General features: G+C 43.7%; 16 protein-coding genes. 7 read left to right on the plus strand and 9 right to left on the minus strand.

Annotation, left to right across the window (positions count from 1 at the left end; all coding sequences use genetic code 11):
- Nucleotides 1–2 precede the first annotated feature (2 nt).
- The 3 genes from F8C76_RS06345 to F8C76_RS06355 all read right to left on the minus strand — a co-directional run bounded on the left by F8C76_RS06345 (nucleotide 3) and on the right by F8C76_RS06355 (nucleotide 6094).
- Nucleotides 3–3452 (minus strand): 4Fe-4S binding protein, encoded by a 3450-nt coding sequence (locus F8C76_RS06345; protein WP_152130936.1) that lies wholly within the window; start codon nucleotides 3450–3452, stop codon nucleotides 3–5.
- Between the two features lie 74 nt (nucleotides 3453–3526).
- Complete coding sequence (locus F8C76_RS06350; protein WP_152130938.1) at nucleotides 3527–4078, minus strand: OsmC family protein; 552 nt, start codon at nucleotides 4076–4078, stop codon at nucleotides 3527–3529.
- Nucleotides 4079–4255: 177 nt separating this feature from the next.
- Nucleotides 4256–6094 (minus strand): sigma 54-interacting transcriptional regulator, encoded by a 1839-nt coding sequence (locus tag F8C76_RS06355; protein ID WP_152130940.1) that lies wholly within the window; start codon nucleotides 6092–6094, stop codon nucleotides 4256–4258.
- 165 nt (nucleotides 6095–6259) lie between these two features.
- On the opposite strand from F8C76_RS06355, the gene F8C76_RS06360 reads away from it, so the two are divergent.
- Entirely contained in the window at nucleotides 6260–7201 is a 942-nt protein-coding gene (locus F8C76_RS06360; RefSeq protein ID WP_129652775.1) for a LysR substrate-binding domain-containing protein, read from the plus strand.
- 27 nt (nucleotides 7202–7228) lie between these two features.
- On the opposite strand, the gene F8C76_RS18955 is transcribed toward F8C76_RS06360, so the two are convergent.
- A complete protein-coding gene (locus tag F8C76_RS18955; protein ID WP_116218058.1) occupies nucleotides 7229–7426 on the minus strand; it encodes a hypothetical protein in 198 nt (65 codons plus the stop codon).
- A gap of 121 nt (nucleotides 7427–7547) precedes the next feature.
- Here F8C76_RS18955 and F8C76_RS06370 point away from each other — a divergent pair, with 121 nt between their 5' ends.
- Nucleotides 7548–8819: a D-alanyl-D-alanine carboxypeptidase gene (locus F8C76_RS06370; RefSeq protein ID WP_152130942.1), complete on the plus strand. Its 1272-nt coding sequence runs from the start codon at nucleotides 7548–7550 to the stop codon at nucleotides 8817–8819.
- On the opposite strand, the gene F8C76_RS06375 is transcribed toward F8C76_RS06370, so the two are convergent.
- From F8C76_RS06375 to F8C76_RS06395, 5 genes are all read right to left on the minus strand, one after another.
- Nucleotides 8809–9396 carry an NUDIX domain-containing protein gene (locus F8C76_RS06375; protein WP_152130943.1) on the minus strand — a complete coding sequence of 196 codons (588 nt, stop codon included), beginning with the start codon at nucleotides 9394–9396 and terminating at the stop codon, nucleotides 8809–8811. The two genes, F8C76_RS06370 and F8C76_RS06375, sit on opposite strands and share 11 nt — an antisense overlap.
- Entirely contained in the window at nucleotides 9393–10046 is a 654-nt protein-coding gene (locus F8C76_RS06380) for a DUF2461 domain-containing protein (protein ID WP_152130944.1), read from the minus strand. Before F8C76_RS06380 ends, F8C76_RS06375 begins: the two co-directional genes overlap by 4 nt.
- Before the next feature lie 144 nt (nucleotides 10047–10190).
- Nucleotides 10191–10991 carry a TIGR00266 family protein gene (locus F8C76_RS06385; protein ID WP_152130946.1) on the minus strand — a complete coding sequence of 267 codons (801 nt, stop codon included), beginning with the start codon at nucleotides 10989–10991 and terminating at the stop codon, nucleotides 10191–10193.
- Between the two features lie 201 nt (nucleotides 10992–11192).
- Nucleotides 11193–11639, minus strand: coding sequence for a hypothetical protein (locus F8C76_RS06390; protein WP_152130947.1), 447 nt, complete (start codon nucleotides 11637–11639; stop codon nucleotides 11193–11195).
- A 393-nt stretch (nucleotides 11640–12032) separates the two neighbouring features.
- On the minus strand, nucleotides 12033–12488 hold the full coding sequence (locus F8C76_RS06395; RefSeq protein WP_152130949.1) for a DUF4442 domain-containing protein: 456 nt from the start codon (nucleotides 12486–12488) through the stop codon (nucleotides 12033–12035).
- A gap of 247 nt (nucleotides 12489–12735) precedes the next feature.
- Between F8C76_RS06395 and F8C76_RS06400 the strand changes: the two genes are divergently transcribed.
- The 5 genes from F8C76_RS06400 to F8C76_RS06420 all read left to right on the plus strand — a co-directional run bounded on the left by F8C76_RS06400 (nucleotide 12736) and on the right by F8C76_RS06420 (nucleotide 17101).
- Nucleotides 12736–13218 (plus strand): DUF4870 domain-containing protein, encoded by a 483-nt coding sequence (locus tag F8C76_RS06400; protein WP_152130950.1) that lies wholly within the window; start codon nucleotides 12736–12738, stop codon nucleotides 13216–13218.
- Nucleotides 13218–14006 carry a nuclear transport factor 2 family protein gene (locus tag F8C76_RS06405; RefSeq protein WP_152130952.1) on the plus strand — a complete coding sequence of 263 codons (789 nt, stop codon included), beginning with the start codon at nucleotides 13218–13220 and terminating at the stop codon, nucleotides 14004–14006. The genes F8C76_RS06400 and F8C76_RS06405 overlap by 1 nt, the downstream gene beginning before the upstream one ends.
- Before the next feature lie 154 nt (nucleotides 14007–14160).
- Entirely contained in the window at nucleotides 14161–14490 is a 330-nt protein-coding gene (locus tag F8C76_RS06410) for a PadR family transcriptional regulator (RefSeq protein ID WP_129652784.1), read from the plus strand.
- A gap of 9 nt (nucleotides 14491–14499) precedes the next feature.
- Nucleotides 14500–16242: a PspC domain-containing protein gene (locus tag F8C76_RS06415; protein WP_152130954.1), complete on the plus strand. Its 1743-nt coding sequence runs from the start codon at nucleotides 14500–14502 to the stop codon at nucleotides 16240–16242.
- A 136-nt stretch (nucleotides 16243–16378) separates the two neighbouring features.
- Complete coding sequence (locus F8C76_RS06420; RefSeq protein WP_129652786.1) at nucleotides 16379–17101, plus strand: head GIN domain-containing protein; 723 nt, start codon at nucleotides 16379–16381, stop codon at nucleotides 17099–17101.
- The last annotated feature ends 97 nt before the right edge of the window (nucleotides 17102–17198 follow it).

The raw sequence follows: 17198 nt of genomic DNA on the forward strand, positions 1-17198 counted from the left end.
GCCTAATATACCGAACTCAATTCCAGCGTATTCGAAATAGCCAAATGGCTATACCGTTCAAACCGATCATCCACATTTTGCTGGACTTTTTGAAAGAGTCTTGTAGAAGAATCATCCTCACCATCAAAAAAGGCATCAAACCGTTTTTCCATACGCAAATAGTTCTCCACAGGTAGGTTGGGTCGTTCCGAATCCAATTGTAGGGAAGCAAGACCTTTTTCCACCCTCGAGGGATCATTACGATACAACAACCACTGCCCCGATGCGACCGCAGCTTTGTGGTATTTGGACGGGTGCCTCATATCAATACCATGAGCCGGACTATGGCAATACGCGATGATGATGGATGGTCCATCATGACGTTCGGCTTCCAAAAAGGCCTTCAAGGTCTGCTCTTGATCTGCACCTAGGGCCACGGATGCCACATAAACCTCTTCATACTGCATGGCCAAAGCCCCCAAATCTTTTTTTGGTTTCGATTTTCCCTTGGCGGCGAATCTTGCCGAAGCCCCATACGGAGTCGCCTTTGACATTTGTCCGCCCGTATTGGAATATACCTCGTTGTCCAATACCAAAATGTTCACATTCCTTCCCGATGCCAAGACATGATCTAATCCTCCATAACCAATATCGTAGGCCCAACCATCGCCTCCAACGATCCATACACTTTTCTTTACCAAGCTATCGGCATTTCTGGACAGTATTCTTGCTTCGGGCATCTGGACTTTCTTCAGTATGGATTTTAATTGGTCAACACGGTTCCTTTGCCGGTTGATTTCCTGCTCCGTGGTTTGCCTCGCATTTAAAATATCCCGAACCAATCGGTCACCGATAAATCCTGAAAGCTTTTGAAGCAACTTCTGTGCTTCCAATTCCTGTTGGTCAAGGGACAATCTATACCCCAAACCAAACTCCGCATTGTCCTCAAACAAGGAGTTGGACCAGGCCGGTCCCCTACCCTCTTTGTTTTTGCTCCATGGTGTGGTGGGGAGTGCCCCTCCAAAAATGGAACTTGCCCCGGTGGCATTGGCCACCAATAATCGATCACCAAACAATTGCGACATTACTTTTAAATAGGTGGCCTGTCCACAACCATCCTCGCCCATGGGGTATTTGAACAGGGGTTCCTGCAATTGTTGTTGACTTACTTTGGAAGCATCAATACTATTTCGGCCCATCTCCGAAATGGCATCAAAATAATCCCAATGTTCCTTTTCCTGCTCCAAACGGGGTTTGGCATGGGTCATTACAAGAGCTTTTGCAGGACAAGCATCCACACAGTTATGACAACCCGTACACTGATCGGGATTTACCTGAATGGTGTAATCCAATAGATTGAGTCCTTCCATTTCGGCCAATGTTTTCATGGATTTCCACTGTAAGGGTGCTTCCCTTAAACTTTTGGCGTCATAGGCTTTTATACGGAGTGCCCCGGATGGACATGCCATACTACAGGCACCACACTGTATACACTGATCCGTATTCCAACTGGGGAGTTCTTTGGCCAGTTCCCTATCATTATATATTGAGGTTCCCGTTGGATAGGTTCCATCCACGGGGAGTAGACTCACTGGGGCTTCACCCCCCTTTCCAGCCAAAAGTCGGCCTAAAAGCGTTTGGGCAAAGTCTTCGTCCCTATTCAATTCCAGTTCGATATGTTGATCTATGGATGACGTATCCACCCTTTTGATTTCTTCACGCCCTACAGAAAAGATTTGATGGCTGGAAACAGGGTTGTTCATCATCAAATAGCTGACGTGCAAAACGGAAATGTTTTCGCCACTATTAATTATAGATTCCGATAGTCTTTCACTATGGACCACATAAAGTTTCACCTGCTTCTTTTGAATGGTCTTTTGGGTTTCCTTGGAAAGTGTATTCCACACTTCAGTGGGCTGGTCTTCGGATAGCACCACGACCACCCCTTGAAAGGCTACACGCTCCAAGACAGAGTCTTTTTCAAGAAATTGAAGATTTTCACAGGCCACAAAATCCGCATTCGACACTAAAAAAGGTGCCTTTATGGGCAAATTGGAGACCCGAAAGTGGGCCACATTTCGGGAGCTTGATTTTCTATAATCGCACTCCTCATAGCCTTGCACAAAATTGCCCTCCGTATTTCCCACATACTGCAAAAGATTTTTAAACTGCTCGGAAGTTTTTGGATTTTTAATCGAATAAAACAAGGCCTGACCATCAAAGGGAATGGCAACCTCCATTTCAGGTTTGGTAAGGCTCAAATGGGTAATATCATCGGTAATGCCTACCGTAAAATTATTCTTCGGCACTTCTTGCTTTAAATTGGAAATGATGGATTTGACCATATGGGGTGTAAATTCCTTGGAACCCAACCCATACCTACCTCCAACAATTTTGGGGAGAAAACCATTTTTATGGTTTTGCACCAAGGCTTGGGTCACATCCAGATACAAAGGTTCCCCTACGGAACCAGGTTCTTTGGTTCGGTCCAAAACGGCAATGGCCTTGCATGTTTCTGGCAGGCTATTGATAAAATGTTCCACGCTGAAAGGTCGATACAATCGTACTTTTACCAGTCCAATCTTCTCCCCTTGGGCATTCAGATGACCTATGGTCGTTTCAATGGTCTCTGTACCTGAAGCCATGGCAATGATTACCTGTTCCGCTTGGGGGTGTCCCGCATACTCAAAAATGTGGTACTGCCTTCCGGTAAGCTGGGCAAATTCGTTCATTTTTTGCTGCACGATTTCCGGACAGGCATTATAAAAGGTATTCACCGCTTCCCGACTTTGAAAAAACACATCGGAAGCTTGGGAGGTTCCCCTGATCACGGGGGTATTGGGATTCAATGCCCTGTCTTTGTGGGCTTGTATGGTTTCGATATCCATCATCTGACCAATAACAGTATCGGATACCTTCTCTATTTTGGAAACTTCATGCGAAGTTCTAAAGCCATCAAAAAAGTGTACAAAGGGGATTCTTGATGCCAAGGATGCCGCTTGGGAAATCAGTGCAAAATCCATGGCTTCCTGAACCGAGGCGGAACCCAATAAGGCATATCCGGTATTGCGAACGGCCATGACATCACTATGGTCTCCAAAAACGGACAAGGCATGTGTTGCCACAGATCTAGTGGCCACATGGATCACATTCGGGCTAAGTTCACCCGCTATTTTGTACATGTTGGGCATCATCAAAAGCAATCCTTGTGATGCCGTAAAGGTGGAGGTCAATGATCCGGTCTGCAAGGCACCGTGCATGGCCCCAGCCACACCGGCTTCGCTTTGCATTTCAAAAACCGAAGGAACATTGCCAAAAATATTTTCGTGTTGGTAAGCGCTCCATTCCTCAACCAGCTCAGACATTTCCGAAGATGGGGTAATGGGATAAATGGGAAATACCTCATTGGTACGATAGGCTACATGGGCTACGGCCTGATTTCCATTTACGATATTGTATTTCTGGTTTTGCATGGGAGCGAGGTAATTTTTGTTCGTTGGATAAAAAAATAAGCCGCCCATTTTTAGGCGGCTTATTTTGCTTGGTCTTACTTTTCAAACTCGATGGTAACCGGAGTTGGGTTGGTTATCATATCGAATACGGGAGAGAATTGTGACAAGGCTCTCAATTGCTCTTCGGAAGCATCGGATTTCACTTTGAACTTTACAGTGATACCATTGTATCCTTTGCGTACTTCTGGATCAAGTCCCAAAAATCCGTGAAGGTCCACATCACCATGCAATTTGGATTCAACACCTTCAATGTCGATACCATTGGCGGCAGCGTGATAGGCCATGGCTCCTGTTAGGCAAGAACCCAAAGCGTGCAAAACAATCTCGGCTGGGTTGGGTGCTTGGTCTTTACCTAAAAGAACCTCAACATGGTCGGCTTCCATGGTAAAGGCATCTTTTCTTACAGGATGCTCTTGTCCTACTCCATAATAATCTTGGATGCTGGTCACACAATGACCTCCCTCGATCCAGTTGTTTTTGGCCCTGAACTCGAACTTTGCCAATTCTGGGTTTTCTTGTACTGCGTTGATCGTGTCTACTAGTTGATCTACGTTTACTCCGTTCTTAATGTTTGCTGTTGTAATCATGTTTTTAGATTTTTAAGATTAATTGATTAACATTTGCTTTAGAATATGCATTTGCCGTGCCAAACAACACAACTACTTGATAATCAATTAATTCAAATCAAAAAACATAAAAGAAACACTCACGAAATTTCGTTTGTTTACGAGATTTCGTCAGTGCATTTACGAGATTTCGTCAATTTAGACCGGTCTGGAGATTCCCAGTGCCTTTATCTTGGAGTTTAGTGTGGTGGGACGCAGGCCCAATAGCGCTGCAGCACCATTTTTCCCCGAAATCTTCCATTGGGATTTCTTGAGGGCGTTTAAAATATTCTGTTTTTCCAATTGGATCAATTCTTGGGAAGTATAAATATGTTCGTTCTTGGTCTTTGGCACCATCTCCTCCAAAGGATTGGAATTTGGGATGATGTTGGACCAATCTATCCCACCGTTTTGGGAAACAATAACGGCCCGTTCTATAAGGTTTTGAAGTTCACGTACATTTCCAGGCCACCCATATTCCAAAAACAATTGCTGTTGTGCCGAGGTCAAGGATTTGATTTTTCTACCTATTTTCTTAGAGAAGTATCCGATCATGTCATCGGCAATCAAGCAAACATCCCTTCCCCTATCCCGCAAAGCGGGAATTTCAATCGGAAATACATTCAAGCGATAGAACAGGTCTTCCCTAAACTTACCTTCCTTGGACAGTTTCAACAAATCCCGATGGGTAGCAGCAATGATCCGTACATTTACCTTTATGGTCGTTGAGCTTCCCACGGGGTCAAATTCCCCCTCTTGGATCACCCGCAACAGCTTGGGCTGGAGGTCTAACGGAAGTTCCCCGATCTCATCCAAGAAAATGGTGCCTTTGTCCGCCAATAAAAATCGTCCCTTTCTACTGTTGGTCGCTCCAGTAAAAGCGCCCTTTTCATGTCCAAAAAGCTCACTCTCTATCAAATTGGCGGGGATGGCCCCGCAATTGATACGGATCAAAGGACCATTGCTCCTGGCACTGGCTTCATGAATGGCCCTGGCCACCAATTCCTTTCCCGTACCTGTTTCGCCATGCACCAAAACCGTAGCTTGGGTTTGGGCCACTTGTTGAATGAGCTCCAGCACCTTTTTCATGGAACTGTGTTCCGCAATGATACCGTGGTCATGGGTAAGCTCCTTGATTTCTTCCTGCAAATACTCGGTCTGACTTTCCAGGGAGGTGATTTTATTTTCAGCCAACAACCGATCTTCCATATTCCTAAGAATCAACGTATAAAAGGTGTCGGTATCGTTTCCATAATGACTCAAAGTTCCCTCATTGAGGGTTTCCTTTCCATTGGATCCAATAATCTTTACCATCTTGGGCAAATAAGTGTTTGAGCCTTCAGCCCCGTTCTGGCAGACGGATTCCAACAGCTGGGCCGATTCCTCATCCAAAAAGAAAAGGACGTTCCGCTGGTCCACATCTTCATTTTCCAATAGTTTTTTTGCGGAATCGTTGGCCAAGAATATCCTAAAGTTGGCATCGAACATTAGAATGGCATCCATGGCACCATTGATGAGCCCTGTCATCTTGGAGTTGGTCAATTCCAATTCCTTCTTTGATGAGGCCAAGCGCTCTTGGACCCTATCCAGCTCCCTATGCCTTTTGATGAGAACTGACATGATTCCTTTTACAAATCCGCTGTTAGAATCCATCAATTCTTGAAAATGGGTGGTCTCTATTTTTAACAGAAGGGTTTCTTCTTCCGCAGTGACCGATACCGATCGTGGTTTACTGTCAATCAAAGCATACTCCCCGAAGCACTCGCCCTTGTGAAGCTCCCCATAGATATGATCTTTATCATGCACCTTGACATGGCCTTCCAAAATAACATACATGGCCTCCCCTAGCTCTCCCTTTCTTATAATAGTCCTATTGATTGGGTATTGTTCCTCCACCCCATTTTTGCACAACTGCAACAACGACGCCTTATCCACTTCAGAAAAGAACGGGACTTCCTTTAAAAAATTCACCAAATCCATGAGTCGTGCCGAGGTCATTGTACGCTTACAAGAGGTTATAGATGAAATAAATATAGGGATTTGCCGTATAATACAGGCTTGGTCAAAATCTATTGTTCCATTTTCACGGAAGGAAACATATCTTGGTTTACCATAGATTAAACTGATGGTTTTTTATACTTTTATGCTTCAAATTTATAATTGATGACCATTACCCAACTTCAGTATGTGCTTGCTGTTGCAGAATACAAGAATTTTACCTTAGCCGCCGAAAAAAGCTTTGTTACCCAGCCCACGTTGAGCATGCAGGTACAAAAATTGGAGGATGAACTTGGTGTTTTAATATTTGATCGGAGCAAAAAACCCATTTCCATTACTGCAGTTGGAGAGAAAATTGTAAACCAGGCCAAAAATATTGTTGCCGAAGCGGAGCGCATCAAAGACATTGTGGACCAAGACAAAGGGTTCATTGGTGGGGACTATACTTTGGGAATCATCCCCACGGTAATGCCCACTTTGCTACCCATGTTCCTCAATACGTTCATTAAAAAATATCCCAAGGTCAATCTTATTATAAAGGAACAGTCTACGGATGCCATGATACGGAATATCTTGGATGGGCATTTGGATGCAGGTATTGCGGCCACTCCATTGGAAATTGAGTTTATCAAGGAACGTCCCCTCTATTACGAGCCGTTTGTAGGCTACGTTCCGCAAAGCCACCGATTGTCCCAAGAACCTATGCTCACCACTGAAGACCTGGATGTGAACGATGTGCTGCTCCTACAGGACGGACATTGTTTTAGGGATGGGGTGATCAATCTGTGTAAAGCTTCCAAAAATGTACAGGGAGAAATGTTCAAAATTGAAAGTGGCAGTTTTGAAACCTTGGTGAGTTTGGCGGATGAAGGCATGGGAATGACCCTACTTCCTTATCTGAATTCCTTGCATCTAGATCCTAAAAAACGGCCCAACATACGACCCTTTAAAAATCCATCCCCCGCCCGAGAGATCAGTTTGATCTATCATAAAAGTGAGCTCAAGATACAGATAACCGATGCCCTCAAAGACGTCATTTCAGGTATTGTCCGTGGTGCCATCGCCTTTCAGGATGTAAAGATTGTGAGCCCTTTGGCCCAAAAATAAAAAGGGCCGCTGATCAGCGGCCCGTGTTTATGCTTTTAACAATAATAATGTGGGTCGTAGTTCTGGTTTGTCCAAAATATAGAATTGTAACCAGATCTTAAGTTCCTCTATTTCGCTTGGCAGTAGCCTGGAAACAGCTTTCTTCAATTCTTTAGCGAAGAGTTTGGCATCAAAACTCACCTTTTGAAGGATTGTTTTGGTGTAATCTAACATGGCTCTGGGCATTGAATTTTTGATTAAATTGGATTAAATGGTTGCACTACTAATTTAGAAAAAATCTTAATTGTTTGTTTGTGCCCGCAGTTAAAAATTGGATAAATTCGTGTTAAATTCGATAAACTACCTCATGCAAATAACTTTCAAGTATTTGAAATACAGTATTTTAACATCATTATTCTTAGTCATCGGATGTTCTTCCGTAAAGAAAACCCTCAACACGCAGCTACAAAAAGACCCCCTAAAAAATTCATTCCACGGTCTGGTAGTGGTCGATGCCCATTCCCAAAAGACCCTATATGATCAAAACGGTGACCGTTATTTTCTACCTGCTAGCAATACCAAGGTGGTAACCTTCTATACAGGTGTGAAAATGCTTCCCAAAAACATCCCTACCCTAAAATATGCCGTGTCCAACGACACCCTTTTTATGGAAGGAACGGGAGATCCATCATGGTTACACCCACACTTAAAGGACAGCACGGCCATTCAATGGCTAAAAAAACAAGGCACCATTGCACTCTACCTCAACAATATAGAAGAAGATAGATATGGTCCCGGTTGGGCATGGGAAGATTACGACACTTACTTTTCCCCCGAAAGGGGAAGCCTTCCCTTGTATGCCAATGTGGTGACCCTGTCCGCAGTGGATAGTCTGCAAGTGTCCCCTTCCTATTTTGCCGAGAGTGTGAGCCTGCAAAAAAAGCCTAAAAGCAGGGTGGAGTTCTCCAATCAATTTTTCATAGACCCCAAGGAGCAGGACACTTTGGAAGTTCCTTACATCACGGACAAGAACATTACCAAAGCATTGTTGGAAACGGTACTGGAAAAGGAGATTGTCCTAGTGGACCATTTTCCGGATACGCCCAAGCAAACCCTTTATGGCATGGAAACCGATTCCATTTATAAACAGATGCTGTACAAGAGTGATAATTTCTTGGCAGAACAGCTGCTGATTGCGGCCTCCTCGACCATTTCAGATACTTTGGGAACCAAAAGAGCCATGGATTATATGCTGGAACACGACTATAGCGACCTTAGCCAAAAGCCCCGGTGGGTGGATGGTTCCGGATTGTCTAGATATAACCTTTTTACCCCGAGGTCCTTTGTGGAGATTCTCCAAAAACTCCATAACGAGGTACCTGAAGAGCGATTGTTCGGGATTTTTCCCATGTGGGGTCCGTCCAGTACCGTAAAGGAGTGGGAAGATCCCACCACCGAACCTTTTCTTTTTGCCAAATCCGGTTCTTTTGGCAACAACTACAATTTAAGTGGTTATGTGAAGACCAAATCGGGGAAGTTGCTCATCTTCAGCTTTATGAACAATCATTTTAGAATCCCGTCCTCCGAAGTGCGCAAAACCATGTACGAAACCCTCAAAAAGCTCTATCTCACCTATTAAAAAGGTTGTTGATTTGGGCATATTGAAGCAGCATAATGGTTTTGGCATCCTTGATCTCGCCTTTATCCATCATCCGTAGGGCTTCATTGAAATCCATTTCCAAGACTTCGATGTTCTCCGTTTCATCCTCGGCTCCCCCACCCTCGCCTACTTTCATGGCATCTTCATACTGTCCAATAAAAAAGTACAGTATTTCGGTAACGGAACCTGGGGACATATAGGCCTCGAACACTTTTTTTACCTGGTCTATCTTATACCCAGTCTCTTCCTCCACTTCCATTTTAATGGTCTCTTCGGCATTGCCCTTCTCCAAAAGTCCGGCACAAGCCTCGACCATCATCCCATCCTCATTTCCATTCAAGTAAGTGGGCATACGAAACTGTCGGGTAAGCACCACGGTTCCTTTTTGGGCATTGTACAGCAGGATGACCGCACCATTGCCTCGGTCATAGGCTTCGCGGATTTGGGTCTCCCATTCCCCATCTTCCCGTTGGTATTCAAAAGTGACCTTATTCAAGGTATACCAATTGTTGGAGAGCAATTCTTTTGTGATGTTCCTTACGTTCCCATGTTTCATACCGATGCAGATTTGTTCAAATATTGGCGAAAAGGGAGCATTTCCTTATACACCTCCACTATTTTTTCCTTGAATCCTTTTTGAAAGACCTCTTCCCTTTTCAGCTCATGGACCACCGCAAAGGTCTTGTTCCGTAATAAATGAATGTGCGGATGATCATTGGAAAATCCTTTGGGGGCATTGGTCAGTTTTTCATCTTCGTACAGGTCGCCGAACAATTTTCTGAAAGAAGGTTTATTCAATAGGGCCTGTAGCTCCTCTCCATTGTAATCTATCCCGTCACGTATACTACGCAGGGTCTTGGGGTCAGGTCGCCAAAATCCTCCAGCCAGCATGCAGTGCTTTAATCCAATTTCGATATAAAAATCAGCGGAAAGGGGCGCTTTGTCCAAACCTGCACCAAAATGGTCCTTGTATACTGGCTTGTTGGGATGGAACATGAGGTTATTATTGATTCGGTTGATGCCTTTTTTTCCAGGAGTGGGATAATAATCGGAATGCAATTGTGCCACGGTCAAATCCAAGTCATCCAACCATCCTATAAAATCATTGCGGAGGGATTTGTACCATTTCCGGTTGGCATCCATCCATTCCTTATTATTGTTTTGTTGAAGTTCTTCCAGAAATTGGAACAGGTCTGTAAAGTTCATAGTACGAACATAGGAAAAATACCTCTAAACCTTCTTCGGAAATCAGACTTCGGGCATCAGACATCAGACATATATAAAACAAAAGATTTCTCGACTGCGCTCGAAATGACATATAATTTAATCACTGAGCCCTAACTCCTAAAATTAAAACCTATTGTCCCCGTCCAGCAAATCGCCAATACCACCAAGAAGACTACCTTCCCCTTTGCCCTTTCCACCTCCTTTGGGAGCAGCGGCCCATACCCTACTGGCCAATCGGCTAAACGGCAAAGATTGGATATACACGGTACCTGGTCCCCGCAAAGTGGCAAAGAACAATCCTTCTCCGCCAAAGACGGTATTCTTGATTCCGCCCACAAACTCAATATTATAATCCACGGTTTGTGAAAAACCCACAATACATCCGGTATCCACTTTTAACACCTCGCCCGGACCCAACACCTTTTTGGCCATGGTTCCCCCGGCATGCACAAAGGCCATTCCGTCACCTTCCAGTTTTTGCATGATAAAGCCTTCGCCTCCAAAAAATCCGCGGCCCAAGCGCCTGGAAAACTCTATTCCTACCGAAACCCCCTTGGCGGCGCATAGAAATGCATCTTTTTGGCAGATGAACTTACCTCCTTTTTCCGAAAGGTCTATGGGAATGATCTTACCTGGATAGGGCGAAGCAAAGCTTACCAGCTTTTTGCCCTGACCTATGTTAAGGAAGGCGGTCATAAAAAGACTCTCTCCCGTGAGCAAACGCTTGCCTGCGGAGAACAGTTTCCCCAAAACCCCGGAATCTTGGTTGGAGCCATCACCAAAAATGGTGTCCATTTGAATATCGGAATCCATCATCATAAAACTGCCGGCCTCGGCCACAACAGCTTCTTGGGGGTCGAGTTCAATCTCTACGTATTGCATTTCTTCCCCGTAAATGTGATAGTCTATTTCGTGTGCGTTCATGTATGTTTGACTTATTATATTAAATATCTAGTTACCATCTTACAACCTGTTAGTAGGTATCCTTGGAGTATTGTTACACGTAAAAACCAAAATTCAGCACCCTTTGAGGAACCCTTCTCATTACATATGGCCTCAGACCTTCCTATTTATAAAAGACTGAATACTGTCTGATTATCCTACATTTAGTATACCAAATGAGCCTTATCCTTGATTTTGGTGGGTTTTCTCAATCAAGGTTCCCATGAGAAAATGGAACTCATCCAATTTCATGAATTTTGACACAATTGGGATGGGTTCCTCCAAGTACGTCAAGTGTATATTAACACACAAAACGGAATCAGATGCATCAATACCAAAGTCTTTAATATCACCATAATTGATTTCAATCCCGAAAAGAGAAAAATTGTGCTCTCTAAAAATAATCTTGTCATCCTTCAACCGGTAAAACTGCAAAAACGAATATATCAGGTACACGGACCATCCAATAATACCCAGAACTGCTATTAGGCATACCTGGTTGATCCATGCTTCTTTTATGGTCAACACTCCCAATCTATAGATGACAAAAGCACCATATAATTGACCTATCCCTAAAAACAGCAAGGCATATAATGGTTTAATTTTTATTATTTTCAACGGTTCTGCCATAATCATTCACTATCTTCCTACTCCTTTTTAAAGAATTCCATGGTTAGCCTTTTTGTTTTGTTACTCGTTTTCATTTGGGGATATAAGTTGACAAAAATCCTACTTAATTCAAAGGATTTGATAAGATTCGCGGAAGAATTTGACAAGCTCTCCAAGAAATACAAATTTTCAGATACGCAAAAATCGGAGCATTATCGGATAGAAGCAAACCACTATAGGATGTTCAATAAAAAAACAACTAGGTCCAATTTAATTTGGTTTTTTGTTGAAATAGGGAGCATCGTGTTGATTTATTTAGTTTTTGTAAAAAAATATTTTTCATCCGACCTATTCTAGTTCTGCTCCTCAAACCTATGATCAAAAATTAATTGTTTTTTTGGTGCAGGAAATCTATCAGCTTTTCACCTTCACCGTCCACTCAAAGTGAAAAGTGGATACTTCCACTCCATCGGCATTCACGCCTACGGATTTCATCCAACAGGTCTGCCCCTCGCCTGTGGCTATGGTTTTTTGGATGGCGTCGGCAATCAAATGACCATCCTCGCAGGTAAAGGTGATACGTCCCGTGGCCTTTTTGGTAAAGGTGGCCTTGTTGTTGGCCACGAGCATGGAGATCTTCTTACCACTTTTTTGGATTTCGTTCATGACCAAAGCCCCGGTACTCAGCTCAGCGGCCATGCCTTGAACCGCCCAAAACATGGATTTAAACGGATTCTGGTTGATCCACCGATGCTTTACAGCAGTTAACGCCTTCTGCTCATCTATATACGTTAAACGAATTCCCGTCCACCATGCGGAAGGAAGCTTTAAGAAGGTAAAAGTATTGATTTTACTGGGTGTCAGTGCCATACCATTAATTTAGGAAGTCTAAAAATAGTCAAATTTGAATTGATTTCAACTTGTTAAAAAAATGTTAATTTATAGTACTTTGTTTTGCATAGTACTGTCTTTTGGATATATATTTGCATCGTAAGCTAATAGGTGATGCTTGTCATCAACCTGAACTTGATTCAGGTTCTCATCAAAATAGAGGCCAGCTTTCATAAAGATTCTGAACTAAATTCAGAATGACAATTTGTAAATCATCAATCAAAAAATGGCTACAACATTAACCAAACACGAACGAAATCTATCCGCGATCATACACGCGTCCACCTTTTCAAAGTACTTTATTCCCTTTGGGAACTTTATACTTCCCTTGATCTTGTGGACAGCCAATAAGAAAGAGCATCAATTTGTGGATTACAATGGTAAGCAGGCGCTCAACTTTCAAATGAGCATGCTCCTCTACTCCATTGTGGCCGGCTTGATCAGCATTCCCTTTTTTATCGGTGCTATGCCCGACCTGTTCAACTGGGATCTTTTCGGCATCCATAGATTAAGTGACCTTAACAACCTAAATATCCATATAGACAGTGACAACTTTAGGCTTGGACGGTTGTTTTGGCCTGCAGGCATCAGTGGTATTATCCAAGTGGGATTGGCTTTGGTGAACGTTGTGTATTCCATCTTGGCCACCATCAGAACCAATGAAGGGGAATATTTCAAATATCCCTTCACCATAAAATTCATCAAGTAATGCAAAAGGCAAGATACATATTGGGAATGGGCATCATGGTCCTATCGCTTAGCCTTCAAGGACAGGTCACCAAGGACACTGAGTTGTACAAGACCTTGAAATCCAAGGACAGTATTTTGTTCGATGCCGCCTTCAATCGATGTGATGTGGCTACCTTGGAATCCTTGTTCACCGAAGATTTTGAGTTCTACCATGACAGAGGCGGTTTTACCGATGGCAGGGAGGCATTTTTGAAATCTGTCCGGGAGAATTGTGCGAAGCAGAATCCGGCCGAGCCCCAAAGTTCCAAACGGATCTTGGTGGACGGAAGTCTGGAAGTATATCCGCTCTACAAGGGCGGGGAACTTTATGGGGCTATTCAGCATGGGGTACATACCTTTGAGTTTTTTAACGACAGAAAAGAATATCAAAAAGGGGATATCGCCAAGTTTACCCATGTTTGGCTGTTGAAAGACGGACAATGGCAGGTAAGAAGGGAATTGAGCTATGACCATCATGCCCAGACAGTATCCAAGGAGGCAATCGTTCTTTCGGAAGGAATTTTGAACAGCTATGTGGGGGATTATGAATCGCCCCAAGCGGGAAAGGTGACCATAACCAAGGATTCCGATCACTTGCTCTTACAATCAAACGGATTTGAAGCGAATCTGTACCCAGAGGCTGAAAACATTTTTTTTCTGAAGGAAAGGGGCACCAAGTTCAAATTCATCTTGAGTAATGGCCATGAGGTTTCAAAGATGGTCATCTTGGAAAACAATACCATTGTAGACGAAGCAAACAAAATCTAAATACAAAAGGGAGTTTAATCATCAATCAAAAAACGAACAATTCATCAATCAATCATCAATCATCAATCAAAAAACCGTTTCCACTCCCCTGCTCATCACAGGGGACTGGAGTGGAAACAAAAGCGAACAGTTAATAAAATAGAACCATGAAGTTATGAACATAGAAAACACAAAAGCACAGATGCGAAAGGGGGTTCTGGAATACTGTATCCTGTCCATCCTAAAGGATGACGACAAGTATGCATCGGAAATTCTGGAGGCCTTGAAAGACGCCAAGATGCTAGTAGTGGAAGGGACCATTTACCCTTTGTTGACGAGGTTAAAAAATGCGGGGTTGCTCAACTATCGTTGGGAAGAATCCACATCGGGACCTCCACGGAAATATTACGCCCTCACCGAAACGGGCCGTTTGTTCCTCAAAGAACTCAACGGCACTTGGGATGAACTAAGAAACGCAGTGAATTTGGTAACCAACACTAAATAACAATCTAAAATGAACAAGACAGTAAATATAAATTTGGCCAATACGCTCTTCCACATAGACGATGACGCGTATAACAAGCTAAGACGCTATCTCGAGTCCATAAAACGGTCGTTTGCCGGAACTCCCGGAAGCGATGAGATCATAGCCGATATTGAAGCACGGATCGCCGAGCTCTTTCTCGAGAAAATGGAGAACGAACGACAGGTCATCACCCACAAACAAGTGGATGAGGTGATCAACGTCATGGGGCAGCCCGAAGACTATATGGTGGACGAGGATATTTTTGAGGATGAACCCAAAAAGACCTACGAACGCACCACTACTGCCCGTTCCAAGAAATTGTACAGGGACATCGATGAAAAATACATTGGTGGGGTCTGTGCCGGTCTGGAACACTACTTGGGGTTTGATGCCCTATGGATCCGTTTGATCTTTCTCCTTTTGGGGGTATTCACCGGTTTCGGGTTGATTGCCTATATCCTATTATGGATCTTGGTACCCGAAGCTGCCACCACCTCGCAAAAATTGGACATGCGGGGAGAGCCTATCAACATCAGCAATATAGAACGCAAGGTTAAAGAGGGGTTTGGTGATGTTGCCGACAAGGTAAAGAACGTTGACTACGAGAAAGTGGGCAACAAGGTCAAAAGCGGCTCCAAGACCTTTTTCGACACCTTAGGGGATATCATCATGTTCCTGTTCAAAATTTTTGGCAAGTTCATTGGTATTATGTTGATCATCATAGGCGCATCTACCTTGATCGGATTGTTTGTGGCCCTATTTACCGTAGGCATGTTCAACGCAGTAAACTTTCCCGGAGTGGATTTCTACGAAATCGTGAACACCACCGGAGCCCCGGTTTGGGCTGTTTCCCTGCTATTGTTCTTTGCCATTGGCATTCCATTCTTCTTTATCCTTTATTTGGGACTGAAGATTTTGGTAAACAACCTAAAATCCATCGGGAACATTGCCAAGTTTTCCCTTTTGGGACTGTGGTTGCTTTCCATAGGCTCCCTATTTGCCTTGGGAGTTCGCCAAGCTGCTGAATTCGCCAATGTAGGTAGTGTACACGAAGACTATGAAGTGGTGATGGAAAACCCTGCCGACACGTTGTTCATCAGCATGAAGGATACGGGCTACCAATACGGTATGGATGATGTTCATTTTGGACGCATGACCTTTACCTATGATAAGGATGACAATAGAATCCTGATTTCTGACGAAGTGGATATCAGGATTCGCAGATCGGAAGATGACCAGGTAAAGATCAATGTGCGCAAGGATTCCCAAGGAAGCTCGGTACGGGCAGCCAGGGACCGGGCCAAAAACATCAACTACAACTATGAGGTTAATGGAAATCAAATCCTGTTGGATGAACATTTGACCACCGATGTTTCCAACAAGGCCAGGAACCAAGAGGTCACGGTGACCATTTATGTGCCCGAAGGAAAAACCTTGATTCTTAAAGAATCCACCCATGGGCATATTGGCCGTGGTATAGAAAATGACAAGGATTATTACCGCAGCAGTATGGTGGGATATACCTGGGTCATGGGCAGTGATGGGGAACTCAAGTGCCAGGATTGTCCCGAAGAGGAAGAAGAAAACCCCGACGAGAGAGAAGAGGGCGGAAAGATCATCATCGATGAAAATGGGGTAAACATTGACATCAAGGACCATAACGATTCCTTTGAAATGAAAATCGGCGAAGGCGGTATTAAAGTTAAGGCCGGTGACAAAAACAACAATTGAGAAAGCATTTTCTACAGTTGGGTAAGCTTTACTGTATTAAATAGAAAACAAAAACGAGTTTTACACCGAAATAATAAGTAACAATCATCAATCAAATCACGAACAGTCCCTGATACGGGGACAAAAAACAACAACCATGACAACACTAGCAAGATTAGCAATCGCAGTACTCTTTTCCTTATTTGCTTCTTCCTGTATGATGGACATCAACTTTGGAAGCGGTAAAAAGGGTAATGGACAAGTGGTGGAAGAAACCCGAAATGTCTCTGAAGACTTTACCATGATCTCCGCCTCGGAAGGTCTGGATGTTTATGTTACCCAAGACCGCGACTTTAAGATCTCCGTGGAAGCGGATGAGAACATCATAGACTTGATCGCCACCGATGTAAGGGATGGAAGGCTTAAGATCCATACGACCGAGAACATTGGCAGGGCCACTAAAAAAATCTATGTTTCCCTTCCAGAGATCACTGCTTTGGAAAGTTCCAGTGGGGCAGACCTCATTGTTCAAAATGTCATTGAGGCCCAAAAAATCGAACTGGATGCCAGTAGCGGGTCCGACCTACAGGTTGAACTTGTGGCCGATGAGATTTCAGCAGAAGCCAGTAGCGGTGCCGACATCAAGATTTCCGGAAAGGCCAATATGCTCTACGCCGATGCCAGTAGCGGGTCCGACATCAAAGCAAGTGAATTGACCACCAAAACATGTAATGCCGATGCCAGCAGCGGCGCCGATATTTCTGTGAACGTAACCGAGTCATTGATTGCCGATGCCAGCAGTGGAGCGGATATCTCGTATACCGGTGAAGCCAGTGTACAAAAGAAAAAATCCGTATCAGGGAGCATTCATAAGTATTGAACGGACTAAACCATCCAAAATCTTGAAAACCCACTGAAATTTCAGTGGGTTTTTGCTTTTTCAACATCCGATGTGGTTATCTTAGCAAGTCCAAAAA

It is taken from the genome of Flagellimonas olearia, from assembly GCF_009184425.1.
GTDB classification, from domain to species: domain Bacteria; phylum Bacteroidota; class Bacteroidia; order Flavobacteriales; family Flavobacteriaceae; genus Flagellimonas; species Flagellimonas olearia.

Excerpts from the sequence above, each read along its gene's own strand:
- F8C76_RS06345 (WP_152130936.1), bottom strand. The coding sequence starts at position 3,452 with ATGCAAAACCAGAAATACAATATCGTAAATGGAAATCAGGCCGTAGCC.
- F8C76_RS06350 (WP_152130938.1), bottom strand. The coding sequence starts at position 4,078 with ATGATTACAACAGCAAACATTAAGAACGGAGTAAACGTAGATCAACTA.
- F8C76_RS06355 (WP_152130940.1), bottom strand. The coding sequence starts at position 6,094 with ATGACCTCGGCACGACTCATGGATTTGGTGAATTTTTTAAAGGAAGTC.
- F8C76_RS06360 (WP_129652775.1), top strand. The coding sequence starts at position 6,260 with ATGACCATTACCCAACTTCAGTATGTGCTTGCTGTTGCAGAATACAAG.
- F8C76_RS18955 (WP_116218058.1), bottom strand. The coding sequence starts at position 7,426 with ATGCCCAGAGCCATGTTAGATTACACCAAAACAATCCTTCAAAAGGTG.
- F8C76_RS06370 (WP_152130942.1), top strand. The coding sequence starts at position 7,548 with ATGCAAATAACTTTCAAGTATTTGAAATACAGTATTTTAACATCATTA.
- F8C76_RS06375 (WP_152130943.1), bottom strand. The coding sequence starts at position 9,396 with ATGAAACATGGGAACGTAAGGAACATCACAAAAGAATTGCTCTCCAAC.
- F8C76_RS06380 (WP_152130944.1), bottom strand. The coding sequence starts at position 10,046 with ATGAACTTTACAGACCTGTTCCAATTTCTGGAAGAACTTCAACAAAAC.
- F8C76_RS06385 (WP_152130946.1), bottom strand. The coding sequence starts at position 10,991 with ATGAACGCACACGAAATAGACTATCACATTTACGGGGAAGAAATGCAA.
- F8C76_RS06390 (WP_152130947.1), bottom strand. The coding sequence starts at position 11,639 with ATGGCAGAACCGTTGAAAATAATAAAAATTAAACCATTATATGCCTTG.
- F8C76_RS06395 (WP_152130949.1), bottom strand. The coding sequence starts at position 12,488 with ATGGCACTGACACCCAGTAAAATCAATACTTTTACCTTCTTAAAGCTT.
- F8C76_RS06400 (WP_152130950.1), top strand. The coding sequence starts at position 12,736 with ATGGCTACAACATTAACCAAACACGAACGAAATCTATCCGCGATCATA.
- F8C76_RS06405 (WP_152130952.1), top strand. The coding sequence starts at position 13,218 with ATGCAAAAGGCAAGATACATATTGGGAATGGGCATCATGGTCCTATCG.
- F8C76_RS06410 (WP_129652784.1), top strand. The coding sequence starts at position 14,161 with ATGAACATAGAAAACACAAAAGCACAGATGCGAAAGGGGGTTCTGGAA.
- F8C76_RS06415 (WP_152130954.1), top strand. The coding sequence starts at position 14,500 with ATGAACAAGACAGTAAATATAAATTTGGCCAATACGCTCTTCCACATA.
- F8C76_RS06420 (WP_129652786.1), top strand. The coding sequence starts at position 16,379 with ATGACAACACTAGCAAGATTAGCAATCGCAGTACTCTTTTCCTTATTT.